Consider the following 22883-nt stretch of genomic DNA (forward strand, 5'->3'; position numbering starts at 1 on the left):
CCTGCAATTACATATTTTAACGCAACGCGCGCCATTTCTAAAATCTTTTTTTTAAAAGGAATAAAAGTTTGTCAAAACGATGGCAAGTAAGCTAACATGGAACGTGTATGAACAGTGAGGTGATTAAAAACGTGTCACAGAAAACGATGCGCCAGATGCAGCAAGAAGTCGATGCTTACATAAGCCAGTTTAAAGAAGGATATTTTAGTCCGCTTGCCATGCTTGCCAGGCTGAGCGAAGAGGTCGGCGAACTAAGTCGAGAAGTGAACCATTTCTATGGCGAGAAGCCGAAGAAAGACTCCGAAGAAGAACGAACGATGGAGCAAGAGATGGGGGATATTTTGTTTGTACTCATTTGTTTTGCCAACTCATTAGAGATTGATTTAGAAGAAGCATTCACGTTAGTAATGAATAAATTTCATACACGCGATAAAGACCGTTGGACGAGAATTGAAGGAGATGAGGAACATGATTAAAGTAGCGGTTGCTGGACCGAGAGGAAAAATGGGGCGAGAGGCCGTTAAAATGATTCATGAAGCGGACACGTTGGAGCTCGTCGCTGTCGTTGACTCCAAACACGATGGGATGTTAGTTCGACAGCTAGACGGGCTTCCACCAAGTGACGCACCAGTCTACAATGAGCTGGAGCGATGCTTAACATCACAAACAATAGATGTCCTTGTCGATTTGACAACACCTGCGCACGGAAAGCGTCATATGGAGATCGCGCTCGATCACGGCGTTCGTCCAGTTGTCGGAACGACTGGTTTTACCGATGAAGACATAACGAATTTGCGAAAAAAAGCAGAAGAAAAAGGAATCGGAGCGATCATCGCCCCTAACTTTGCAATAGGAGCGATTTTAATGATGAAGTTTGCCCAAACGGCAGCAAAATATTTACCAGATGTTGAGATTATCGAAATGCACCACGATCGTAAGCTAGACGCGCCATCAGGAACGGCCCTTAAAACCGCTCAGCTGATTAGTGAAGTGCGCAAAGCGAAGCAGCAAGGGCACCCTGACGAAACAGAAGAGCTTAAAGGAGCACGCGGTGCAGACTTTGAAGGGATGTCCATCCACAGTGTTCGTTTGCCTGGCTTGGTTGCCCACCAAGAAGTTTTATTTGGCGGGGTTGGTCAAACGTTAAAAATCCGTCACGATTCGATGAACCGAGAGTCGTTTATGCCAGGCGTGAAGCTTTCAATTGAGACGGTTATGGGAATTGATACGTTGGTTTATGGCCTTGAAAATATTATCGAGTAGGTGAAGAATATGAGAATCGCCCTAATTGCCCACGATAAGAAAAAAGATGAAATGGTTCAATTTACGATTGCCTATAAAGACGTATTAAAAGATCACGAACTGTATGCTACAGGTACGACAGGTATGAGAATCATGGAAGCCACACAATTACCGGTGAAACGATTCAAATCAGGACCGTTAGGAGGCGACCAGCAAATTGGTGCCCTTGTAGCAGAAAATAAATTTGACCTTATTATCTTTTTACGCGATCCTTTAACTGCCCAGCCACATGAACCGGATGTGACCGCCCTTGTTCGCCTATGTGACGTACAACGAGTCCCTCTTGCGACGAATATAGGGACGGCCGAGATCTTAATAAAAGGGCTAGCCCGGGGTGATTTTACATGGCGTGAACTTGTCCATGATGAGGAGGAGCCACGTGTCTAAACTGGATATCCTTGCATTTGGCGCGCACCCAGATGATGTAGAAATCGGGATGGGCGCTACCCTATACCACTATAGGCAAAAGGGACATCGAGTGGGGATCTGCAATTTGACGAAGGCTGAGCTCTCTTCAAATGGGACCGTTGAACAGCGGCAAAAGGAAGCAGCCGATGCGAGCAGAATTCTTGGCATTGATGAGCGAATTCAACTCGATTTACCGGATCGAGGACTTCGTAATCCGTCCGAACAACAAGTGCGAAACATTGTAAGCGTCATTAGACACTATCAGCCGACGTTCGTGTTCGTTCCTTATCCAGTTGATCGCCATCCTGATCATGGGCATTGCGCTGAGCTCGTAAAGGAAGCTGTGTTTAATGCCCGGATTCGCAACTATAAGGCGGAAGGTGGAGCTCACCATGTACAAGATTTGTTCTATTATATGATCAATAGCTTCGAACGGCCGGATTTGCTCGTGGATGTGAGTCACTGTTATGAAGTAAAGCAAGCGGCACTTAACGCATATAAAAGTCAATTTACAAAATCGAAAGCAAGTGTAGATACGCCGCTAACGAACGGTTATCTAGAGGCAGTAGAAGCACGTGAACGCTTATATGGCAAGGAAGCTGATGCTATGTATGCTGAAGGGTTCAAGCTCGACAAGCCTTTTGTCGTTCCATCATTTTTTAGATAGGAGAGGACGATGAAACGAAAAATTGGAATTAGTTGTTATCCTACAGTAGGTGGGTCAGGTGTTGTGGCGACAGAGCTTGGAAAGCTGTTAGCGGAAAAAGGGCATGAAGTCCACTTCATCACGTCAAGCGTTCCATTTCGCCTTGAGCCAGTCAATCCAAATATTTATTTTCATGAAGTAGAAGTGAACCAATACTCAGTGTTTAAATACCCGCCCTATGACCTGACACTATCGAGTAAAATGGCTGAAGTGGCGAAGAGACAAGAGCTGGATCTTCTCCATGTTCATTACGCTGTACCGCACGCCATTTGTGCCATTTTAGCAAAACAAATGGTCGGGGATTCGCTTAAGGTTGTCACGACATTACATGGAACGGACATAACCGTACTAGGGTATGATCCTGCATTAGCGGAAATTATTAAATTTGGAATTGAAAAGTCAGATTTGGTGACAGCGGTATCTGATGATCTTGTGAAGCAAACCAAAACGCTACTACATACCGAGAAACCGATCGAAACCGTTTATAATTTTGTCGATCCACGAGAGTATTATCGTAAGGATGTTTCAGAATTAAAAGCAACATACGGAATTGGCGAAGACGAAAAGGTGGTCGTTCATGTATCGAATTTCCGGCGTGTCAAAAGGGTCCCCGACATTATTCGCTGCTTCAGAATCATCCGTGAGCACGTGAAAGCGAAATTGCTATTAATTGGAGACGGACCTGACGCTACATTAGCCTGTCATTTAATTAAAGAGTTAGACTTAAAGGATGACGTGCTCATGCTCGGTAACCAGAAGCATATTCCTGAGTTGATGTCCCTTAGCGATGTCATGCTGCTCTTAAGTGAAAAAGAAAGCTTCGGACTAGTTGCGTTGGAAGCAATGGCTTGCGGGGTTCCCGTGATCGGAGCCAACATAGGTGGTATCCCGGAAGTGATTGTAGATGAAGAAACAGGGTATATTTGTGAAATCGGTGATATTCAAGGAGTCGCTCAGAAAGCCATTGAGCTATTAACGAATAAACGAAGACATGAGATGTTTGCTGAGGCAAGCATCAACAGGGCTGCGACTGTTTTTTCGTCTGAGCAAATTGTGCGGCAATATGAAGATTTATACGAGCAGCTTTTATCCGAATAATAATCGGTGTGATGGAGAGCAGGTGGAGCAATGGATGACGTGATCAAAAAAGGGTTAAGCATCGTATCTGAATTAAGGGACCATGGGTTTGAGGCCTATATCGTAGGTGGAGCTGTTCGGGATTATCACATCGGCAGAAAACCGAAAGATGTAGATGTGGTCACAAGCGCGTCACCGGAGGAAATTCGCACCCTGTACCCACATGCTTTTCAAATCAACCGTCAATTTCAAACGCTTACCGTTCACCTGCAAAAAGTAGCGATTGAAGTTTCGACGTTACGTGGTGGAAGCATTGAAGATGATTTATGCTCGCGTGACTTTACGATCAATGCGATGGCCTTAGCAATGAATGGCGACATCATCGACCCTACAGGAGGGAAAACGGATCTGGAGAACGGGGTAATCCGTTCCTTCCATCCGGAGGCGCGTTTTAAAGAAGATCCATTACGTATGCTTCGTGCGCCCCGTTTTGCCAGCGAGCTTGGGTTTACGGTTGCGAAAGGAACAGCTGAAGCGATCAAGGGATCTTGTTCATTACTGGCGGATGTGGCGGTTGAACGTGTAGAGAAAGAGTTAACGCAACTAATGATCGGAACGCACCGTTCGAGCGGGTGGTGCCTTTTACATGAGACAGGGCTTTATCCTTTTATTCCAGGTGTTTCTCTTTCAAAGGAAACGGTTTTAAGAATGAAGGAGATCTCAAGAAGCCCAGGCCTCCTTCCTGCCGACGGATTCTGGGCGATTCTTTACCTGTTAGAAAATTGCAGCATGAAGCTCCCGCTAGCAAAAGAGAAGAAAAAACGGATCAGAACGATCGTCCACTATGTTGGCGAGCGCCAGAACCATTCATGGAACGAGACCATGCTTTATCAAGCGTCCTTGTCTGTTGCCACCGTTGTTGAACAAATTAGAGCACTATTTGGACAAGCCTCTGTACATGAAGAGGAGTTGCGGCAATTGTGGTCATCACTTCCGATCCAAACACGGACAGAATTGGCTGTGACCGGTCGAGATGTAATGGCTCATTTTCAAAAAAAGGGAGGGCCATGGCTAGCAGACACTTTGGCAGACATTGAGGAAGCGGTTTTACTTAAACATATAGAAAATGAGAAGAAGTCCATTATCCAATGGCTTGAAGAACGGAGGGTGGAGTCGTGAAAGAAACGTTGTTAAAAATGTTGCTTACGGCTGGAGATGACTTTGTTTCAGGCGAAAAAATAAGCCAAGCGATTGGTTGCTCACGTACGGCTGTATGGAAGCACATTGAGGAGTTAAGAAAAAGCGGTTATGAAGTGGAAGCCGTTCAACGGAAAGGATACCGCATTGTCAAACGTCCAGATCAAATTAAGCCACACGACATTCAAGTTGTGCTGGAAACGGAACGGTTCGGGCGTGAGATTACGTACCTTGAATCAACAGCATCAACGCAAACGGTCGCTCTTAAGCTCGCTCAAGAAGGAGCAAAGGAAGGTCATATTGTTCTCGCAAATGAGCAAACGTCAGGAAAAGGCCGAATGGGAAGAGGATGGTACTCACCACCAGGTTCAAGCATTTCCATGAGCATCATTTTCCGCCCGCAACTGCCGCCGCAAAAAGCACCGCAATTAACGTTGCTAACAGCCGTGGCGATCGTGAGGGCGATCAAGGAAACGACAGGGTTAGATTCCGACATTAAATGGCCGAATGACCTTTTAATCGATGGAAAGAAAATCGTCGGAATCTTAACCGAGATGCAAGCGGATCAAGACTCTGTTCATTCGGTCATTCAAGGGATTGGGATTAACGTAAACCATCAGGAAGAAGCGTTTGCAGAAGAAATCCGCAAAATCGCCACTTCCCTTGCGATAAAAAAAGGAGAACCGATTCAACGTGCTCCACTCATCGCAGCTATTTTAAAAAACATTGAGCTGTTTTACGACCTTTATCTCCAACACGGCTTTTCCCGAATTAAACCTTTGTGGGAAGCTCATGCCATTAGCATCGGTAAGCGAATTCGTGCAAGAATGCTAAACGACGTTAAATTTGGAGTCGCGAAAGGGATTACCGATGATGGTGTTCTTTTGCTAGAGGATGATGATGGAAAGCTTCATTCGATTTATTCTGCAGATATAGAAATTGACCAATAGGGGATCTGGTCTTTATACTGTTACTAGATGGGCGGTATCCAATTCGGAACGGCACCATCTGACGAACGTTGTTTAAATTGGATGATTACAAATGAGCTGCCTTGATCCAAAAAGGACTAGGACAGAGGGATGATTGAACAGAGTAAAGTTCTGCATAGCTGAACGCTTATTTACGTATGCATGCAAAACGTCCCCTTCCTAGCGAAGGAGGACGTTTTTTCGTTCTTTCATCGACCTCTGAAAACATGAGGAGGGTGTTATGAAGACGACAGCAAGCTTTAAAAAAATGAAACAACAAAAGGAAAAAATTGCGATGATGACTGCTTATGATGCACCATCGGCAAGGCTAGTAGAGGACGCAGATGTTGACATGATTCTTGTAGGTGATTCGCTCGGAATGGTCGTGTTAGGTTACGATTCAACGATTCCGGTCACATTGGATGACATGATCCACCATACAAAGGCCGTAAAGCGGGGAGCGAAAAACACCTTCATCGTAACGGATATGCCGTACTTAACGTATCATGGCTCATTTAATGAAACGTTGGTAGGAGCAAAACGACTCATGCAGGAGGCTGGAGCTGATGCGCTTAAGCTTGAAGGAAATGGGGACATCATTGAAACGATTGAGCGTCTAACGTTAGCAGGTGTTCCGATCGTGGCCCATTTAGGTCTAACCCCGCAAAACGTAGCAGTGGAAGGCGGCTACCGAGTTCAAGCAAAGGATGCGAAAAGCGCAAAGCAACTATTGGCCGATGCAAAAGCAGTTGAGGCGGCTGGAGCGTTCGCCCTTGTGCTAGAGTGTGTGCCTGAGCAAGTCGCTACCCAAATTAGCGAAGAGTTAACGATCCCCGTTATCGGAATCGGGGCAGGCGCAGGCTGTGATGGACAAGTGCTCGTCTACCATGATGTGATCGGGTATGGAGCAGGTCACGTGCCGAGCTTTGTCAAGCAATATGTAAACATAACAAAGCCGATTGAAGAGGCCATGAAGCAATATGTTCAAGAGGTTAAGGCAGGGACATTTCCCGATAAAGATCACGCCTTTTCTCTTAAAGAGAATGTCATTCAGGAACTGTATGGAGGAGCACTCACATGATCGTATGTACAACGATCTCAGATTTACAAGCGCAGTTGCGAATAGAGCGAGAACAAAAGAGATCCGTTGGGTTCGTGCCAACGATGGGTTATTTACATGAAGGGCATTTATCCCTTGTCAAGCGAGCAAAAGAAGAACATGATACTGTCGTCATGAGCATATTCGTCAACCCACTCCAATTTGGAGCAGGAGAGGATTTAGATACGTACCCTCGGGATTTTGCTCGAGATGAACAGCTAGCCGAAGCGGAAGGTGTGGACATTTTATTTTACCCGTCTACAGACGAAATGTACCCGCGGCCTGCGTCGGTTCGTTTAAAGGTTACACAAGGGGTGGACGTCTTATGTGGAGCAAGTCGTCCCGGACATTTTGATGGTGTCGTCACGGTCGTGTTAAAATTGTTTCATTTAGTCGAACCAGATGCGGCCTACTTTGGATTGAAGGATGCGCAACAAGTAGCTGTTATTACAAATATGGTGGAAGATTTAAATGTAGGGGTGCAAATCGTCCCTTGTGCAACTGTCCGGGAAGTAGACGGTCTCGCGAAAAGTTCACGCAATGTTCGCCTAAGTGAAAAAGAACGAAAAGAGGCACCTGGTCTTTATCAAAGCTTACTTGCCGGGAGAGAAGCGCTAGATGCAGGGGAGAAGGATGCGGCTGTGATTCGAGAGCGGATTCGCCAATCTTTAGAGGAGCGCTTAACAGGCAGGATCGACTATGTTGAGGTGTTAAGCTATCCTCGGTTACAAAAGATTGAGCGCATTGAAGAAACAGTCATCTTAGCGGTCGCGTACCAGTTTGAAAATGCACGGTTGATCGACAACTTGATTGTGCCTTATGGAGAGTAAAGGGAGGATTATTCATGTTTCGTACAATGATGAAAGCGAAGCTTCACAGAGCCAGGGTGACAGAATCAAACTTAAACTACGTTGGCAGCATTACAATCGATGAAGATATTATGGATGCTGTGGACATAGTTGAAAACGAAAAAGTTCAAATTGTGAACAATAACAATGGCGCTAGATTTGAGACATATGTCATAAAAGGACCACGGGGAAGCGGTGTATTTTGCTTAAATGGGGCAGCGGCAAGGCTCGTACAAGAAGGTGATGTAATTATTGTCATTTCTTATGCTCTCGTGGCTGAAGAGAACGTGAAGGAGCACCAGCCAAAAGTGGCAGTTCTGAATGAATCAAACCAAATCGTTGAAATGCTTGGTACAGAGCCAGCTTCTACCGTATTATAAACCGAATACTCTCTCCCTGAACGTCAAACACTGAAAGTAAAAAAGGGGAGAGGACTATGGGTTCGTCATCTCGTCAGGGGTGGCGTTCCGTTTTTAAGGATGTCACACAAAAATGGGACGTCATGACCGTCGAAGAACAAGAAAAAGAACTATCCTTGTTAGAGGAGTGGACCGAGCGGGTGTTAGAGGAGTGGAGCGACATGCACGAAGCATGCATGACCCTTCGTGAGCGACAGCAGCAGTCATCCGTATTGGAAAAGTATCCACCTTACGTTTCAAAAGGAACCGCCCTTTATGATCTAGAAATGTTTCAGGAAGCCGCTATGCAATTTGACCGTGAATTGAAAATGCAACCTCACATGCACCACCCGCTCCTTCACTTGTATGCCATTTTCGCTAATCTCTATGGAGGTCAGAGGGAGCGATGTAAGGAACATTGTGTCTATGTGTTAACAACATCTGTTGACCGTCTCGTCCGTTATTTTACTTATATGGCACTCGGTACGTTATACATGCAGGAAGGTGAAGTGGAAGAAGCGCTTACTTCATATGAGCACGCTTCAAAGCTAACATTTCATCCTGATGTCATGTATAATTTAGGCATGGCGTATTTTCTTCAGCATCAATATGCACTCGCCATTCCTTGCTTTGTGGAAGTGATTAAGGATGGGGAAGAAGATGTGGATGCCCTTTATTTTTTAGGCTGTGCCCTTTGTGAAAGTGGCTATGTAGAAGAGGGGTGTGCAAAATGGCTTGAAGCCATTCAACTTTGTCCCCCTGAGAAAGTTTTGCTGACAATCGGCACGAAGCTTGAATGGTACGGCTTTCATCAGGCTGCCGTTCATTGTTTTGAACAATTGCTGCAATCTCGCCAGCTTCGCCATTTAGCGAAGCACGGAATCGCTTGGAATCTTGCCCTTCAGGATGAACGGGAAAAGGCGATTCACATGTTGAAGGAACTCATAGCGGTTCCCCAAATTAGAGAAGATGTTCGCCTATCGATTGAGTTCCTCGCCCATTGTTGGAATGATGGGAACTTAAGGCAGCTTGCAGCAAGTATAGAAAGAGGTTAGAGAGAAAAATGAATAACCGCTTTGTCGTGATTGATATCGAAACGACAGGCCAATCGGTTGCCCAAGGAGATCGAATCATTGAAATTGGTGCTGTCGTCATCGAAGACGAGGAGGCTGTGGAGAGTTTCTGCACGCTCGTGAACCCTGAGCGCTCCATTCCTCCTTTTATAGAAGAATTAACGGGGATCTCTGACGAAATGGTGAAGGGGGCCCCGACATTTCATCAATGCATTCCGGAGCTTATGTCTATGCTCGAAGGGGCGGTTTTTGTTGCCCACAATGTTCATTTTGACTTATCCTTCCTGCAAAAATTATTGGAGCACGAAGGGTACGGACCGCTCCTTGTCCCTATTATTGATACCGTCGAGCTGTCTCGAATATTATTGCCAACTGAGGAAAGTTATAAGCTTTCAGCGTTAACGGAACAATTAGGCTTGGAGCACGAAAATCCCCATCGAGCGGATAGTGATGCGAAGGTAACCGCCGACTTGTTATTACTGTTGTTACAGAAGCTGCGGCAGCTTCCACTCATGACATTACAGCAATTAGAATTATTAAGTGACTCATGGATCAGCGATATGGGGCCGATTTTACGACAGTTGATTGAAAAGAAAATGCACGACCACGCCAGGGAAGAAGAAGCCTTTGACATTTATCGTCAGCTAGCCATTCGTAAGCCTGTCAAGATGAAACCACAAGAAGAAGAGATTATCACAACGACAGATACATTCCAGTCGTTTAAAGATAGGATTACACAAGAGGGAGGTTCCCTTTCCAAAGCCTTTCTTACATATGAATGGCGTCAGGGGCAACTGAAAATGATGGAAGTTGTTCATGAAGCCTTTTCGAATAATGAGCATGTGTTGATTGAAGCAGGGACAGGAACGGGCAAATCACTGGCATATTTACTTCCTGCTGCTTATTTTGCTCATATGGAGAAGGCGCCAGTCGTCATTAGCACACAAACGATCCCTCTGCAATCACAGCTTTTAGAGAGAGACATCCCGCTCCTGCAAAAGATTCTCCCGTTTCCGATAAATGTAGCTTTGTTAAAGGGGAGGAACCATTATTTAAGCTTGTGGAAATTTGAGCAAGCATTAGCGAGGGGCTGTGAACAAGATTCTTACGATACGATTCTTGCAAAGGCAGCGATTCTCGTGTGGTTAACAGAAACGGAGCGAGGGGATCGGGAAGAACTCAACTTGCCCACCGGTCCAGGAAGCTTTTGGGCAACCGTTGAAAGCGATGGTGTTTCCAGCCTTGGTAAATATGATCCTTGGTTTTCACGGTGCTTTTATCAGCGAGCGCGTACGCAAGCAGCAAAAGCAGATTTGATCATTACAAACCATGCGTTACTATGTACCGATATGGTGCAAAAAAACGGCCTTCTTCCGTCATTCAAACAAGCGGTCATTGACGAAGCTCATCATTTTGAAGAAGTGGCAAGCGATCATCTTGGGAAACAGACCGACTATTACAGCTTATATTATTTTATTCAACGGCTCGGTTACGGAGATAAGGAAGGCTTACTTGACCGAATGTTTCAACTCGCAGCAAAAGAAGACGTGAAGCTGACGGTTGATGAGGAGAAAGTAAAAACGATTTTGCAGGAGTGCCAGCTTGAACTTGATGAGCTCTTCCGCATGTTGCACCGTTACGTGCTACAAAATCGGTCAAGTTCAAAATCGGACGTCGGTCGATTAAGCTATCGCTACGAAAGCTTTCGCGAACAGGGGACCTTGTGGGAGGCCATATTAGAGAGCGGGATGCGAGTACATCTTATGATGAAGGAAGGGATAAAAAAGCTCCAACTTGTATTAACGTGCTTTCATGATGTGTATGATCAACTTTCTTTTTTTGATCAAGGTTTACTTACCGATGCAAAAGGGGTAATTGACAGACTTCAAGAAGAGGAAAACAACCTTTATGAGCTCCTTCTCGAATCAGATCCAAATGCTGTTTATTGGATTGAAATTGAACCACGTGGGGCGAAGAATGCTACTTTTTTATATTCTCGTCCAATCGAGGTTGGTGAATCGCTTGCCGATCGATTTTTCGCGACGAAAAAAAGTGTCGTACTCACATCTGCCACTTTATCCATCAAAGGGTCGTTTGATTATCAGATGGAGCGACTCGGGCTCCACGATTTTGGGGTTCGTACGGAAAGTATCCCTTCCCCGTTTTCGTATAAAGAGCAGGCGCGTTTATTGCTTCCGACCGATATTCCGGCAATTAAGGATGTTTCAGAAGAAGAGTACGCACAAGAGGTGGCGATTAAAATTTGGCGGATCGCCGATTGTTCTTCAGGTCGAATCCTTGTTCTCTTTACATCTTACGAAATGTTAAAACAGGTATACCAATATGTGAAGGATCTATCCATGGATGACTCCCTCGCCTTAATTGGCCAAGGAATTACAAGCGGTAGCAGAGCGAAGTTAATGAAAGCATTTAAGCTCCATGAAAAAGCTATTTTATTCGGAACAAGCAGCTTTTGGGAAGGGATTGATCTTCCAGGAAATGAACTACGTTGCCTTGTCATCGTGCGCCTTCCATTTGCTCCACCTGATCAACCATTGTTGAAAGCTAAGTTGGATAAAGCTGAAGAGGAAGGAAAGAATCCATTTCGTCATATTTCTTTGCCTCAGGCGATCATTCGATTTAAGCAAGGATTCGGCCGTTTAATTCGTACGAACCAGGACAAGGGAAGTGTGTTTGTGCTCGATAAACGAATTGCCACAACACGTTACGGTAGAGCCTTTCTCGAATCTCTTCCAGATGTACCTGTATATAAAGGAACGCTGGAATCGCTTATTGAGGCACATAAAGAATGGATGTAGGAGGAGTTATGGGAACGATCGTAAAAAATGTTTCAATCGTGACGGGTCAAGAAGAAGCGCCGTTTATCCGACATGGTTATTTTAAGTTTGCTGATGGCGTGATTGTAAGTGTTGCTGAAGGAACTCCTTCTCCTGAAGAAATCGATCGTGTTGAAGTGATCGACGGGAAAGGAAAGTGGGTCATGCCTGGCATGATTAATACCCATGGACATCTTGGCATGTCGTTATTACGCGGGCATAGCGACGACCTTCCATTGCAGTCCTGGTTATCAGAAAAAATGTGGCCCTTTGAAGGAAAAATGGATCGTGAAGCCGTACATCACGCGCGACAGCTAGCCATGGCAGAAATGATTAAATCAGGGACGACGACATTTTTAGAGATGTATCATTTGTATATGGACGATTTGGCGGAAGCGGTCGTTGAACAAGGGCCTAGAGCTGTCCTGATGCGATCCATGATCGGCCTTTGTTCGGAATCTGAGCAGCGGGAGAAACTGAAAGAAGCCGTAACTTTTGCTACCACTTGGAACGGAGATGGAAACGGGCGAATTACAACGATGATGGCTCCCCATGCCCCGTATACATGCCCACCTTCATTTATTGAGATGATTGTAGATGAAGCGGATCGAATCGATCTTCCGCTCCATACTCATATGGCGGAGACTCAACGGGAAGTGGAAGAGCATCGTAAAACGTACGGTGTCCATCCCCTCGCACATTTTGAACAGCTTGGATTTTTAAAGGACCGCCATTGGTTACTGGCGCATTGTGTTCATTTAGGGGAGGAAGAGCTTGACATTCTTGAACAGCATCCTTCTGTCCATGTAAGTCATAATCCGATGAGTAATTTGAAGCTCGGTTCGGGAATTGCCAACGTTCAATCAATGCTTGAGCGGGGAATTAACATATGTCTTGGAACGGATAGTGTCGCTTCAAACAACCATTTAGACTTGGTGGAGGAAATGCGGATAGCAGCACTCCTGCAAAAAGGGGCTGTGCTTGATCCTACCGCGGTTCCTGCTGAAACGGCGATTGCTATGTCTACGAAAAACGGTGCAAAAGCCCTCCGTTTGCCACAAGTAGGTACCATTGAAGCTGGAAAGCGGGCTGATTTTATAATGATTGATCCCCAATGTCTTCATTTACAGCCACACGAGCATGTGATGTCCCATCTCGTTTATGCGCTGAAAGGGGCCGACGTTCAAGATGTTTTTGTCGAAGGAGCTCCCCTAATGCTCAACAAGGAATTAAAGACATTTGATGAAGAGAAATTGCAATTTGAAGCGAACGCTCACTATCAGCGAATTTGCGAAAAACTAAAATAGACCAGATGAGTTCCGGTCTATTTTAGTGGGTGTGGGCTTGGCAATTTTTTATTGTTTTTGCAGTTGGTTGCAGTCATCGTCTTGAAAACAGCTAGGGAATTGGGTCTCCCTTACAGACGGAGCAACCATTTGTGTACAAAAAGCTGAGCTTCGTTTGCTTAACGCAACAGATTTTTTGTAATGCTGAAACCATTTGGCAGTTGATACGACTGTTCGCATAACCATTCGTTCCCCCTGAATTGAACAACATACGGATGTAGGGCTGCGTGTATGTCATTGGTTAGCTTACAATTAGTATGACCGTTTGCTACATCGCTATGATTAGTAATGAATGAGTACAAGGATAACTTTTAACAAGGGAGGATCCACCATGAATAGCAAAGTGGAGCTAATCTCAACTGTGAAAATAGACAAAAGCAAGGATCTGTATAAAATTGTTGATGCGTTGAACCGTACGTTAAAGGAAGATGACTTAATGTTTGGCTTATCGCTGGATAAAAAAGATGAGGAAAAAATGGTGTTTTCGATCTATCGTACATAAACGTAGTGAACGCTGTTAAAAAGGGGACAATCTAAATGAGGAAATGGCTTATTTTAATCGGAATCGTACTCTTTTCCGCCATTATTGGAGCAGGAGCATACGGGTACACTGTCATTAAAAGCCCGTTTAGTGAAGACGAGGAACAAGCGGTTCAGCTTGTGTTGAGCGAAGGCTATTTAGCCACCGTAAACGATGCATCTTATTACCATGGTTCTGACGCTTATCAAGTCATTCATGGATTGGATGAAGATGGCGAGGAACGCATCGTTTGGGTCGGTCCAGATGATCAGGTGATCTCAAAGAAAGCTTCAGAAGGGATCAGTGAGGAAGACGTTCGTGCGATCATCGAGAGGGAGCTTGCTGTTCGCGAGTTGGTGGCCATCCGCCTAGGAGTTGAAAACGAGCACCCCGTTTATGAGGTCACATACTATGATGAAGAGGGCCGATTGTCGTATTATTATGTGTCTTTTTATGATGGCACATTCATTAAACGATACAGCCTAAGGCCGTAATCCGGAGCGGCACGAAATAAAAGTAGCAATTTTACGTAACCAATCGCAGAAAAGGCGAAAGATTCACAAGAAAAGCACTTGAATTGTCCGTTTATCCGGTCTATAGTAAGAGAAACAGATGAAGACATGGGAAGGAGAACGTAACAGATGGAGTTAGCTAAGCGAGTTTCTACCTTGACACCGTCATCAACATTGGCGATTACAGCAAAGGCAAAAGAGTTAAAGGAGCAAGGGCACGATGTGATCGGATTAGGAGCAGGGGAGCCGGATTTTAATACTCCTCAATACATTATTGATGCTGCGGTACGATCCATGGAAGAAGGGCATACGAAATACACCCCATCTGGAGGCTTACCAAAGTTAAAGGAAGCTATTATTGAAAAGTTTAAGCAAGATCAAGGGCTTACATATACAGCGAAGGAGATTATCGTCGGTACAGGGGCGAAGCACGTTCTCTATACACTGTTCCAAGCGTTGTTAAATGAAGGCGATGAAGTGATTATCCCATCTCCTTACTGGGTGAGCTATCCAGAGCAAGTGAAGCTTGCTGGAGGGGAACCTGTGTTCGTGGAAGGGAAAGAATCGAACGACTTTAAGTTAACACCAGCTCAGCTTGAGCCTGTTCTTACAGAGCGAACGAAGGCGATTATTATTAATTCACCGAGTAATCCAACAGGCTCTTTATATACGCAAGAGGAGTTAGCAGCGTTAGGGGAAGTGTGCCTTAAGCATAATGTCCTTATCATCTCAGATGAAATTTATGAAAAGCTTGTATATGATGGAGCAAAACATACATCGGTTGCGGAAATTTCCCCACAATTAAAGGAAAACACAGTCGTAATTAACGGTGTTTCCAAATCTCACTCGATGACAGGCTGGCGGATCGGGTACGCGGCAGGACCGGAGGCGCTCATTCAAGCGATGACCAATCTCGCGAGCCACAGTACATCCAATCCAACGACCAGCGCTCAATATGGAGCGATTGCCGCTTACACTGAGGATGATGGATCTGTCGAGAAGATGCGAGTAGCGTTCGAGGAGCGACTCCACACGATTTACGATAAGCTTGTGGCGATTCCTGGTGTATCGTGCGTAAAACCTAAGGGAGCATTTTATTTATTCCCGAATGTAAAGGAAGCTGCAGCATTAACAGGTCACGAAACGGTTGACGACTTTGTGAAAGTCTTGTTAGAGGAAGAAAAAGTCGCCCTCGTACCTGGCTCAGGGTTCGGTGCACCTGACAATGTTCGTTTATCCTATGCAACGTCACTGGAGCTATTAGAAGCAGCGATCGACCGAATTTCCCGCTTCGTCGAAATGAAACGCAGCAAATAACGAAGAACGACCATACTCATGGGGTGTGGTCGTTTTTTACTCCGATTAAGCTACGCTAAGGTCTACATCAAGGCACTAAAGACAACAAGAAAGGCAGACTAAGAACTTCACGTCCGTATAACAAAGAGCTCCAAAAAAATGAAGGTCAGCTTTATTACACAAGTCTTCAACTTCTACACAATGGTAGTCATTGACTTCAATTTTTCCAGAAGTATATAATGGACGTTGGTATACATATGAACCATGGAGGGAAAGACGTGAAAACTACGATTGCAAAGATCGGACAGTATGTTGATCAAGAGGTGACGCTAGGCGCTTGGCTTGCGAATAAGCGATCCAGCGGTAAAATTGCGTTTTTACAGCTTCGAGATGGGACAGGTTTTATTCAAGGAGTGGTTGTCAAAGCTGAAGTTGGAGATGAATGGTTTCAAAAAGCTAAAAATTTAACTCAAGAAAGTTCCCTTTATGTAACAGGGATTGTCCGTAAAGATGAGCGTGCCCCATCTGGGTATGAGCTAACGGTCACTTCCTTTGACATCATTCACGAGGCGACCGATTACCCGATTACACCGAAAGAGCACGGCACGGAGTTTTTGATGGATCATCGGCATTTATGGATTCGTTCTCGAAAACAGCATGCGGTGTTGCGAATTCGAAATGAAATCATTCGCGCGACCTATGAATTTTTCCATGAGAACGGCTTTGTCAAAGTTGATCCACCCATTTTAACGGGAAGTGCTCCAGAAGGAACGACTGAACTGTTTCATACAAAATATTTTGATGAAGATGCGTTTTTATCGCAAAGTGGTCAGCTGTATATGGAAGCTGCAGCACTCGCATTTGGACGGGTTTTTTCGTTTGGGCCAACATTCCGAGCAGAAAAGTCAAAGACGCGCCGCCACTTAATTGAGTTTTGGATGATTGAGCCGGAAATGGCGTTTGTTGAGTTTGAAGAAAGTTTGGAAATTCAAGAAAATTACGTTGCATACATCGTTCAGTCTGTGCTGAAACATTGCGCAATTGAATTAAAAACGCTTGGGCGGGATACTTCTGTTCTAGAAAGCATTCAAGCGCCGTTTCCACGGATTTCATACGACGATGCCATTAAGTTCTTGCATGAAAAAGGGTTTGATGATATTGAATGGGGCGATGACTTTGGGGCGCCACATGAGACGGCGATTGCTGAACATTTTGATAAGCCCGTGTTTATTACCCACTACCCAACCTCGCTAAAACCGTTTTATATGGAACCTGATCCTAACCGGGATGATGTGGTTCTTTGCGCCGATCTAATCGCTCCAGAAGGATATGGAGAAATCATCGGCGGTTCACAAAGAATCTCGGATTATGATTTGTTGAAAAAGCGGCTTGAAGAGCATGACCTTTCGCTCGATGCTTATGCGTGGTATTTAGATTTGCGTAAATACGGGTCAGTACCGCACTCTGGCTTCGGTTTAGGTCTTGAGCGAACCGTCGGCTGGATTTCCGGCGCTGGACACGTACGAGAAACGATCCCGTTCCCTCGTCTTTTAAACCGCTTGTATCCGTAAATCTGGGCAGCCTTTGCCCAGGTTTTTCTTTTTCCATAAATGATAATCAATTTCCATTAAGCCTTGGCGGTGAGGAACGTTTTCTAACATGATTGGGACATAGGTTACGCAAAAAACGGAAAACTCATGATATAATAGCCAAGAGGTGTTTCGACATGTATCCATCCATATTGACAAAGTGGTTAGAAGCAGGAGCCCTTTCCATTCCGAAATTGCTCATGCACCATTATCGCCAATTATCATTAGATGAGCAAGAACTCGTCGCTCTTTTACATATTCAAACGTTTATTGAAGAAGGAAGCTCTTTCCCAACACCCGATGATCTAGCATCTAGAATGTCACTAGCTAGTGTCGAATGCTCCAAGTGTTTAAACGGACTCATTAAAAAAGGCTGTTTGGCTCTTGAAAAGCGATCTGATGAAGAAGGTGTTATTTATGAACAGTTTTCACTATCCCCTCTATGGGAAAAACTTGCAGAGTTAGTGGCACGTGAAATAAAGCAATTAGAAGAGAAGCGCGGCCAGGAAGAAGAGATGACCCTCTATCGTTTATTTGAGCGTGAATTCAGTCGTCCTCTTTCTCCCATCGAAGGGGAAACGCTATCGATGTGGATTGATCAGGATCAACATACTCCTGAGCTAATAAAAGCGGCACTCCGAGAAGCTGTCATTTCTGGAAAGCTCAACTTTCGTTACATTGATCGGATTTTATTTGAGTGGAAAAAAAACGGGGTAACAACTTTAGACCAAGCGAAAAAATATGGGGAGAAATTTCGTACTCGTCAAGACAATCGTCCGCAAGATGCCCCGCGGGCCAAAGCAAATGTGATCCCAACGTACAATTGGTTAGATCAATAAAGGTAGAACAACGCTAGAAAGGGAAGAATCATGTTAACTAAAAAACAAACGCAAGAGGCACTAGCGGTCATTGCGGACATGTATCCAGATGCAGAATGTGAACTGACCCATTCCAATCCGTTTGAGCTACTCATCGCCGTAGTTCTTTCTGCCCAATGTACCGACGCACTCGTCAACAAAGTAACGCCTCGGTTATTTGCAAAATATAAAACACCGGAAGACTATATAGCCGTTCCGCTTGAAGAGTTAGAACAGGACATCCGTTCGATCGGCTTATATCGGAACAAAGCAAAAAATATAAAAAAGCTCTGTCAATCCTTGTTGGAGCAATACGGCGGAGAAGTTCCACAAGATCGAGATGAGCTTGTCAAGCTTGCAGGGGTGGGGAGAAAGACGGCTAATGTCGTCGCTTCCGTAGCATTTGGCGTGCCGGCCATTGCCGTGGATACCCATGTAGAGCGAGTGTCGAAGCGATTAGGCATCTGTCGCTGGAAAGACAATGTGACACAAGTAGAACAAACCCTTATGAAAAAAATCCCGATGGATGAATGGTCGATTTCTCATCATCGTCTTATCTTTTTTGGACGTTATCATTGTAAAGCGCAAAACCCTCAATGCGACATCTGTCCATTGCTTGATATGTGCCGGGAAGGGAAAAAACGCATGAGACGGAGGGGGGCATCATGAGTGTCATTGTGATTCCGCGTCCTTTTCAAAGGGAGCCGTTTTTTCGGTCAGATGAGACAACCGTTGAACCAATGAAAGCTCCCTTTGAAAAGATCATTCAGCAAGTGCCATTTTATTTTGATCTAGAGGGAGCTTTAGCACCGTGGAATGAGCGTGAGACGTATGTTCCACTGCTTTTCTCTGTGTGGCAGAAGCTTCTACCAACACTTGAAGCCTGTTATGAAGATCGAGATGTTCAGCGGGCGAAAGGGCCGATGCTTTTAGCAACTGCAGCCTTTATTGATGCGTTATTTTGGACGAACGAACAGCCCGTAGAACGGCTGATCGGCGTTGAGGAAGATGCTAATGAGTTAGCCGTGAAGCCAGTCAACATTGAAGAGCGGCTCGCATTTTTATTAGCCGCTCCGAACAAGTATCATTCCTTTGTTCAATTACGAGCGATGATGGATGAACTGCGAAAAATGTATGCAAAATCGGTAGCCCTAGCGAAGGTAAAAAAGAGATAGCTTCGTGTGGAAATCAAAAGGTGGTGGAGAGAGATGCAGATGACAACGAGTCAACAAACGCGATCAGATGTGCTTACCTTTACGAGCGCCGAACAAAAACGCCGAGCGCTCATCGAAGAAAAACAAGCAAGTCATCGATATGACTTAGCTTTTTGTGGCCATTATTCCGCTGGAAAATCAACCATTTTAAACAGACTAATTGGTGCCGAGGTATTGCCGACAAGTCCGATTCCAACGAGTGCCAACATTATTAAAATCGCCCAAGGTCCTCTCGGGTTGAAAGTGGAAAAAAACAATGGGGAATTATCAACTTTTACCGGTGAAATCCCATGGGATCAAGTGCGGGAGTGGGGAATGAATGGAGAGGAGATCTCCAGTTTAACCCTCACACTACCTCTCCCCTTTTTAAATGAGACGAGCTGTATTTTCGATACGCCCGGAGTTGATTCAACAGACCCAACCCATCAGGCAGTGACGACCGAACAGCTTTACACAACCGATGGGATCGTTTATGTCATGGACTACAACCATGTCCAATCGGAAACGAACCTCTATTTCCTCAAGCAATTATCGGATGAGAAAAAGCCAATTGTGATCGTCATTAATCAAATTGATAAACACGATGAGCGAGAAGTTCCTTTTGCTACTTTTGATCAATCGGTAAAAGACGTGTTCCAAAAATGGGGCATCGAGTTTGAAACCATTTATTATACAAGCATGAAAGTAGCTAACCATCTATTGAATCAGTTTTCGACGTTTGCGGAAGATGTGAAGAAGCGTCTGTATTATAGTGATAGCCTGATTCCGTTCGCCAAACAAAGACTATGGCAAAGTTTTTATTATGGGATAGAACGCCGGCTTCGTGATGAATTAGAACAAACGATCGAAGCGATTCATGAAGAGATGAGCGCAAACGGCTATGACCCTGCCGTTTTAACAGAAAAGACCAAGCTGGAAGCGGAACGAGAGAAAGTTCTTCAACTGCCACAAACGTTGTTGGCTAAAGGGGAACAAGAGGTGTCAAAACTTTTTCAAAACGTCACTTTGTTTCCGTTTACAACGACAGATTTGACTAGGGACTGGCTGGAGAGCGTTCAACCGTCGTATAAAGTGGGGCTTCTGTTCTCAAAAAAGAAAACAGAAGCCGAGCGCGCGAGCCGTTTGCAGAAAGCTGTAGCAGATCTTCAGGACAAAGTAAAAAGTCAATTAGAGTTCCATCTACATCGCCTGTTTCAAGAACAGATCGACTGGGAACGATTGACGAATAAAGAGGAAGTGGAACGTGCTATTAGCGAAGTCCACTTCGAAGTAACACCATCGTTATTTATCGATCATGTCAAAATCGGGACGACGAGCCGGGAATATGTTTTTACGTTCACAAGTCAGCTCACTGATTTAATCTGTAAGCAGCTAAAAGCAAAAGCGCTTGTCGTTTTCCAGAAGCAGCAGGAAGGAATCAAGGCTCATGTTCACGAACAACTGGAGCAACTAGAGGAAAAGCTTGCCACCCTTCAAAACGTCAAAAGCTATGTGGATAAAATCGAGGAAGCGGAGCGCTCTTTTCAAAAGCAAAAACAGCATCTCATGGAGGAAGCGGAACGCTATGACGATCAAGGACAATATGCAAAAGCATTAGCAGTGGTGAAGAATCAATCAAACGAGAGCATAATGAAAGAGCAAACGCCGTTTTATGGTATTCGCTTACCGAATAAAAGTGTCATTGCTGATGCTCTTGAAGAGCCTATAAAAGAACAGGATGTTGTCTTCCGTGAAGATGAGACGAAGGAATGGATAGACCGGTTGTACCAAGCGATCGAAAAGTACGACACAGACGGTCATCCATTGCACCATGAGATGAAGAAGCTGCTGGAGCGAATGGAGCGTTACCATCAACAGCAATACGTCGTTTCTCTGTTTGGTGCTTTTAGTGCGGGGAAATCTAGCTTCGCCAATGCGTTACTAGGGGAAGCGGTGCTACCGGTTTCACCGAATCCAACGACTGCTACCGTGACAACCGTTTGCAGGCCAACAGATCAATATGCTCATCGATCCGCTATCATTAAAATGAAAAATCGAGCAGATCTAGACGAAGAAATTCAAGCCGTTGCAGATCAACTCGATTTAAAGCTCAGCTTGAAAAACATCCAATCTTGGAAACCAAAACGGATGCAAGTGGCGACAAATCAACAACGTTCGTACGTTAATTATTTATCGACTTTGCAAGCATCTCTCAAGGATCAAGAGTGGACCCTCGGGTCAGAGCAAGTGATTGATCTGGAGGAACTCGCACTTTGGGTTGGGACAGAATCGCATGCGTGTCTCATTCAGGAAGTGACGTTGTACTATGATTGTGACTTAACGAGAGCAGGGGTTGTTCTCGTTGACACACCTGGTGTTAATTCGATTCACGGCCGTCATACGAATGTGGCCTTTACCCAACTAAAAGAATCGGATGCCATCTTTTATTTGACCTACTACAACCATTCGTTTTCTAAAGCAGATCAATATTTTTTACAGCAAATGGCGAAAATAAATGAGGCATTCCATGACGACAAGCTGTATTTTGTTATCAATGCAGCCGATTTGGCAGCTTCAGCCGAGGAGCTTGCAGGTGTCGTTTCCCATGTGAAACAGCAGTTGAAGGCCAATCATATGGAGTCACCACGCCTATTTTACGTCTCGAGCAAGCAGGCACTAGCCGCGAAAACGACAGGTGAGACATCCAATGAAGATGCGTCGTCGTTTCATCAATTTGAAACGATGTTTTATCAGCAGATGATCAATCAATTAAAAAGGATCAGCGCTCAGCGAATTGTTGAAGAAGCGGCTCTTTTTTGCGCCAAGCTAGGGGACACGCTTGCCTTCCTTCAAAAGGAAGAAGGGGAGCGAAAAACGAGAAGACAAGAGGTTCAGCAAATAGTGGAAATGCTCCGTGATGAACTTTTAACTTTAGTACCAACACAATCGTTACGGGAAAGCGAGCAGGAAGTAGCGGAACTATTTCTTTATTTGCGGCAGCGACTACGCTATGTGTTAGCCGATGAGTTTTCTCAGTTTGTCAATGTTACGACCGTTACCGGAGCAAGCCGTAAGCAGCAAAAAGCAGCGCTAACATCGGCGATTCAAGCGTGGAAGCGAGAAGGGGAGCAATACGTTCGGCAAGAGCTTGCAGCGACAACCGTCCGTTTGGAAACGGTCATACAAGGAAGAATGACCAAGTGGCAGGAGCAAATCATCTATGATTGGAAACGAAGCTTGCCCCATTTGACCGTTGATGCCTATGAACAAGAAGTGAAGGTCATCGTCGATTCTGATGTCAAACTACTACTTGAGGTGACCAGTTATGAAGCGTTTTATCCGTCTGCTCGAAGCTTTTTTGAAGAGGGAGGGTTGAAACGATTAAAAGAAACATTAGTAGATGACATGCTTGAAGTTGCAACAAAACAATTAAAGGAAGCGGAATGGGAATATTCGAATGCGATCGTTCAAGCGGTTCATCAGGCAAGTGAAGACGTGAAAAAACAGCTGGATGATGGGCTGAATCGGGAAATAACGAGAATCGACTCACTCATGAGCAGTGAAATAAAGCGCGAGATTACAGAACAACGAGATCAACTGCAAACGTTAATAGACGAGAGTGTGCGTTTGTGACATTGAAAAAACGGCTGCCATCCT

General features: G+C 44.9%; 22 protein-coding genes. 21 read left to right on the forward strand and 1 reads right to left on the reverse strand.

Features of this window, described 5'->3' with window-relative positions; translation table 11 throughout:
• Window positions 1-107 precede the first annotated feature (107 nt).
• The 13 genes from FED51_RS09060 to FED51_RS09120 all read left to right on the forward strand — a co-directional run bounded on the left by FED51_RS09060 (window position 108) and on the right by FED51_RS09120 (window position 13220).
• Window positions 108-476, forward strand: coding sequence for a nucleotide pyrophosphohydrolase (locus FED51_RS09060; RefSeq protein WP_134228683.1), 369 nt, complete (start codon window positions 108-110; stop codon window positions 474-476).
• Window positions 469-1263: a 4-hydroxy-tetrahydrodipicolinate reductase gene (dapB, locus tag FED51_RS09065; RefSeq protein WP_010897842.1), complete on the forward strand. Its 795-nt coding sequence runs from the start codon at window positions 469-471 to the stop codon at window positions 1261-1263. Before FED51_RS09060 ends, dapB begins: the two co-directional genes overlap by 8 nt.
• Window positions 1264-1272: 9 nt before the next feature.
• Complete coding sequence (gene mgsA / locus FED51_RS09070; protein ID WP_138090419.1) at window positions 1273-1689, forward strand: methylglyoxal synthase; 417 nt, start codon at window positions 1273-1275, stop codon at window positions 1687-1689.
• The gene (bshB1, locus tag FED51_RS09075; protein ID WP_233443889.1) at window positions 1682-2377 is read left to right on the forward strand and encodes a bacillithiol biosynthesis deacetylase BshB1; all 696 of its coding nucleotides are present in this window, start codon (window positions 1682-1684) and stop codon (window positions 2375-2377) included. Before mgsA ends, bshB1 begins: the two co-directional genes overlap by 8 nt.
• Before the next feature lie 9 nt (window positions 2378-2386).
• The gene (gene bshA, locus FED51_RS09080; RefSeq protein WP_010897845.1) at window positions 2387-3514 is read left to right on the forward strand and encodes an N-acetyl-alpha-D-glucosaminyl L-malate synthase BshA; all 1128 of its coding nucleotides are present in this window, start codon (window positions 2387-2389) and stop codon (window positions 3512-3514) included.
• Between the two features lie 30 nt (window positions 3515-3544).
• A complete protein-coding gene (locus tag FED51_RS09085) occupies window positions 3545-4672 on the forward strand; it encodes a CCA tRNA nucleotidyltransferase (RefSeq protein WP_010897846.1) in 1128 nt (375 codons plus the stop codon).
• Entirely contained in the window at window positions 4669-5640 is a 972-nt protein-coding gene (locus tag FED51_RS09090) for a biotin--[acetyl-CoA-carboxylase] ligase (RefSeq protein WP_010897847.1), read from the forward strand. The genes FED51_RS09085 and FED51_RS09090 overlap by 4 nt, the downstream gene beginning before the upstream one ends.
• A gap of 259 nt (window positions 5641-5899) precedes the next feature.
• A complete protein-coding gene (gene panB, locus FED51_RS09095) occupies window positions 5900-6739 on the forward strand; it encodes a 3-methyl-2-oxobutanoate hydroxymethyltransferase (RefSeq protein WP_053431340.1) in 840 nt (279 codons plus the stop codon).
• Entirely contained in the window at window positions 6736-7587 is an 852-nt protein-coding gene (gene panC, locus FED51_RS09100; protein WP_010897849.1) for a pantoate--beta-alanine ligase, read from the forward strand. Before panB ends, panC begins: the two co-directional genes overlap by 4 nt.
• A 14-nt stretch (window positions 7588-7601) precedes the next feature.
• Window positions 7602-7985, forward strand: a complete 384-nt coding sequence (gene panD / locus FED51_RS09105) for an aspartate 1-decarboxylase (RefSeq protein ID WP_010897850.1) — start codon at window positions 7602-7604, stop codon at window positions 7983-7985.
• 56 nt (window positions 7986-8041) lie between these two features.
• The gene (locus tag FED51_RS09110; protein ID WP_053431339.1) at window positions 8042-9058 is read left to right on the forward strand and encodes a tetratricopeptide repeat protein; all 1017 of its coding nucleotides are present in this window, start codon (window positions 8042-8044) and stop codon (window positions 9056-9058) included.
• A gap of 8 nt (window positions 9059-9066) precedes the next feature.
• The gene (gene dinG, locus FED51_RS09115; RefSeq protein WP_053431338.1) at window positions 9067-11895 is read left to right on the forward strand and encodes an ATP-dependent DNA helicase DinG; all 2829 of its coding nucleotides are present in this window, start codon (window positions 9067-9069) and stop codon (window positions 11893-11895) included.
• Window positions 11896-11903: 8 nt separating this feature from the next.
• On the forward strand, window positions 11904-13220 hold the full coding sequence (locus FED51_RS09120; RefSeq protein ID WP_053431337.1) for an amidohydrolase: 1317 nt from the start codon (window positions 11904-11906) through the stop codon (window positions 13218-13220).
• A gap of 48 nt (window positions 13221-13268) precedes the next feature.
• Here the strand turns inward: FED51_RS09120 and FED51_RS21105 are convergent, their stop codons facing one another.
• Complete coding sequence (locus FED51_RS21105; RefSeq protein WP_153231706.1) at window positions 13269-13445, reverse strand: hypothetical protein; 177 nt, start codon at window positions 13443-13445, stop codon at window positions 13269-13271.
• A 145-nt stretch (window positions 13446-13590) separates the two neighbouring features.
• Between FED51_RS21105 and FED51_RS09125 the strand changes: the two genes are divergently transcribed.
• The 8 genes from FED51_RS09125 to FED51_RS09160 all read left to right on the forward strand — a co-directional run bounded on the left by FED51_RS09125 (window position 13591) and on the right by FED51_RS09160 (window position 22859).
• Window positions 13591-13761 carry a YpmA family protein gene (locus tag FED51_RS09125; protein WP_010897854.1) on the forward strand — a complete coding sequence of 57 codons (171 nt, stop codon included), beginning with the start codon at window positions 13591-13593 and terminating at the stop codon, window positions 13759-13761.
• A 35-nt stretch (window positions 13762-13796) separates the two neighbouring features.
• Window positions 13797-14273, forward strand: a complete 477-nt coding sequence (locus FED51_RS09130; protein ID WP_053431336.1) for a cell wall elongation regulator TseB-like domain-containing protein — start codon at window positions 13797-13799, stop codon at window positions 14271-14273.
• A 147-nt stretch (window positions 14274-14420) separates the two neighbouring features.
• Entirely contained in the window at window positions 14421-15608 is a 1188-nt protein-coding gene (locus FED51_RS09135; protein ID WP_138090421.1) for a pyridoxal phosphate-dependent aminotransferase, read from the forward strand.
• A gap of 257 nt (window positions 15609-15865) precedes the next feature.
• Entirely contained in the window at window positions 15866-17158 is a 1293-nt protein-coding gene (gene asnS / locus FED51_RS09140; RefSeq protein ID WP_010897857.1) for an asparagine--tRNA ligase, read from the forward strand.
• Between the two features lie 155 nt (window positions 17159-17313).
• Window positions 17314-18015, forward strand: coding sequence for a DnaD domain-containing protein (locus FED51_RS09145; RefSeq protein ID WP_010897858.1), 702 nt, complete (start codon window positions 17314-17316; stop codon window positions 18013-18015).
• A gap of 30 nt (window positions 18016-18045) precedes the next feature.
• The gene (gene nth, locus FED51_RS09150; protein WP_053431334.1) at window positions 18046-18702 is read left to right on the forward strand and encodes an endonuclease III; all 657 of its coding nucleotides are present in this window, start codon (window positions 18046-18048) and stop codon (window positions 18700-18702) included.
• Complete coding sequence (locus FED51_RS09155; protein ID WP_041820506.1) at window positions 18699-19208, forward strand: YpoC family protein; 510 nt, start codon at window positions 18699-18701, stop codon at window positions 19206-19208. Before nth ends, FED51_RS09155 begins: the two co-directional genes overlap by 4 nt.
• Before the next feature lie 33 nt (window positions 19209-19241).
• On the forward strand, window positions 19242-22859 hold the full coding sequence (locus FED51_RS09160) for a dynamin family protein (protein WP_138090423.1): 3618 nt from the start codon (window positions 19242-19244) through the stop codon (window positions 22857-22859).
• Window positions 22860-22883: the final 24 nt, after the last annotated feature.

The sequence above is a fragment of the Halalkalibacterium halodurans genome (genome assembly GCF_005671335.1).
Classification (GTDB): domain Bacteria; phylum Bacillota; class Bacilli; order Bacillales; family Bacillaceae_D; genus Halalkalibacterium; species Halalkalibacterium halodurans.

Excerpts from the sequence above, each read along its gene's own strand:
- FED51_RS09060 (WP_134228683.1), top strand. The coding sequence starts at position 108 with ATGAACAGTGAGGTGATTAAAAACGTGTCACAGAAAACGATGCGCCAG.
- dapB (WP_010897842.1), top strand. The coding sequence starts at position 469 with ATGATTAAAGTAGCGGTTGCTGGACCGAGAGGAAAAATGGGGCGAGAG.
- mgsA (WP_138090419.1), top strand. The coding sequence starts at position 1,273 with ATGAGAATCGCCCTAATTGCCCACGATAAGAAAAAAGATGAAATGGTT.
- bshA (WP_010897845.1), top strand. The coding sequence starts at position 2,387 with ATGAAACGAAAAATTGGAATTAGTTGTTATCCTACAGTAGGTGGGTCA.
- FED51_RS09085 (WP_010897846.1), top strand. The coding sequence starts at position 3,545 with ATGGATGACGTGATCAAAAAAGGGTTAAGCATCGTATCTGAATTAAGG.
- panB (WP_053431340.1), top strand. The coding sequence starts at position 5,900 with ATGAAGACGACAGCAAGCTTTAAAAAAATGAAACAACAAAAGGAAAAA.
- panC (WP_010897849.1), top strand. The coding sequence starts at position 6,736 with ATGATCGTATGTACAACGATCTCAGATTTACAAGCGCAGTTGCGAATA.
- panD (WP_010897850.1), top strand. The coding sequence starts at position 7,602 with ATGTTTCGTACAATGATGAAAGCGAAGCTTCACAGAGCCAGGGTGACA.
- FED51_RS09110 (WP_053431339.1), top strand. The coding sequence starts at position 8,042 with ATGGGTTCGTCATCTCGTCAGGGGTGGCGTTCCGTTTTTAAGGATGTC.
- dinG (WP_053431338.1), top strand. The coding sequence starts at position 9,067 with ATGAATAACCGCTTTGTCGTGATTGATATCGAAACGACAGGCCAATCG.
- FED51_RS09120 (WP_053431337.1), top strand. The coding sequence starts at position 11,904 with ATGGGAACGATCGTAAAAAATGTTTCAATCGTGACGGGTCAAGAAGAA.
- FED51_RS21105 (WP_153231706.1), bottom strand. The coding sequence starts at position 13,445 with ATGGTTATGCGAACAGTCGTATCAACTGCCAAATGGTTTCAGCATTAC.
- FED51_RS09125 (WP_010897854.1), top strand. The coding sequence starts at position 13,591 with ATGAATAGCAAAGTGGAGCTAATCTCAACTGTGAAAATAGACAAAAGC.
- FED51_RS09130 (WP_053431336.1), top strand. The coding sequence starts at position 13,797 with ATGAGGAAATGGCTTATTTTAATCGGAATCGTACTCTTTTCCGCCATT.
- FED51_RS09135 (WP_138090421.1), top strand. The coding sequence starts at position 14,421 with ATGGAGTTAGCTAAGCGAGTTTCTACCTTGACACCGTCATCAACATTG.
- FED51_RS09145 (WP_010897858.1), top strand. The coding sequence starts at position 17,314 with ATGTATCCATCCATATTGACAAAGTGGTTAGAAGCAGGAGCCCTTTCC.
- nth (WP_053431334.1), top strand. The coding sequence starts at position 18,046 with ATGTTAACTAAAAAACAAACGCAAGAGGCACTAGCGGTCATTGCGGAC.
- FED51_RS09155 (WP_041820506.1), top strand. The coding sequence starts at position 18,699 with ATGAGTGTCATTGTGATTCCGCGTCCTTTTCAAAGGGAGCCGTTTTTT.
- FED51_RS09160 (WP_138090423.1), top strand. The coding sequence starts at position 19,242 with ATGCAGATGACAACGAGTCAACAAACGCGATCAGATGTGCTTACCTTT.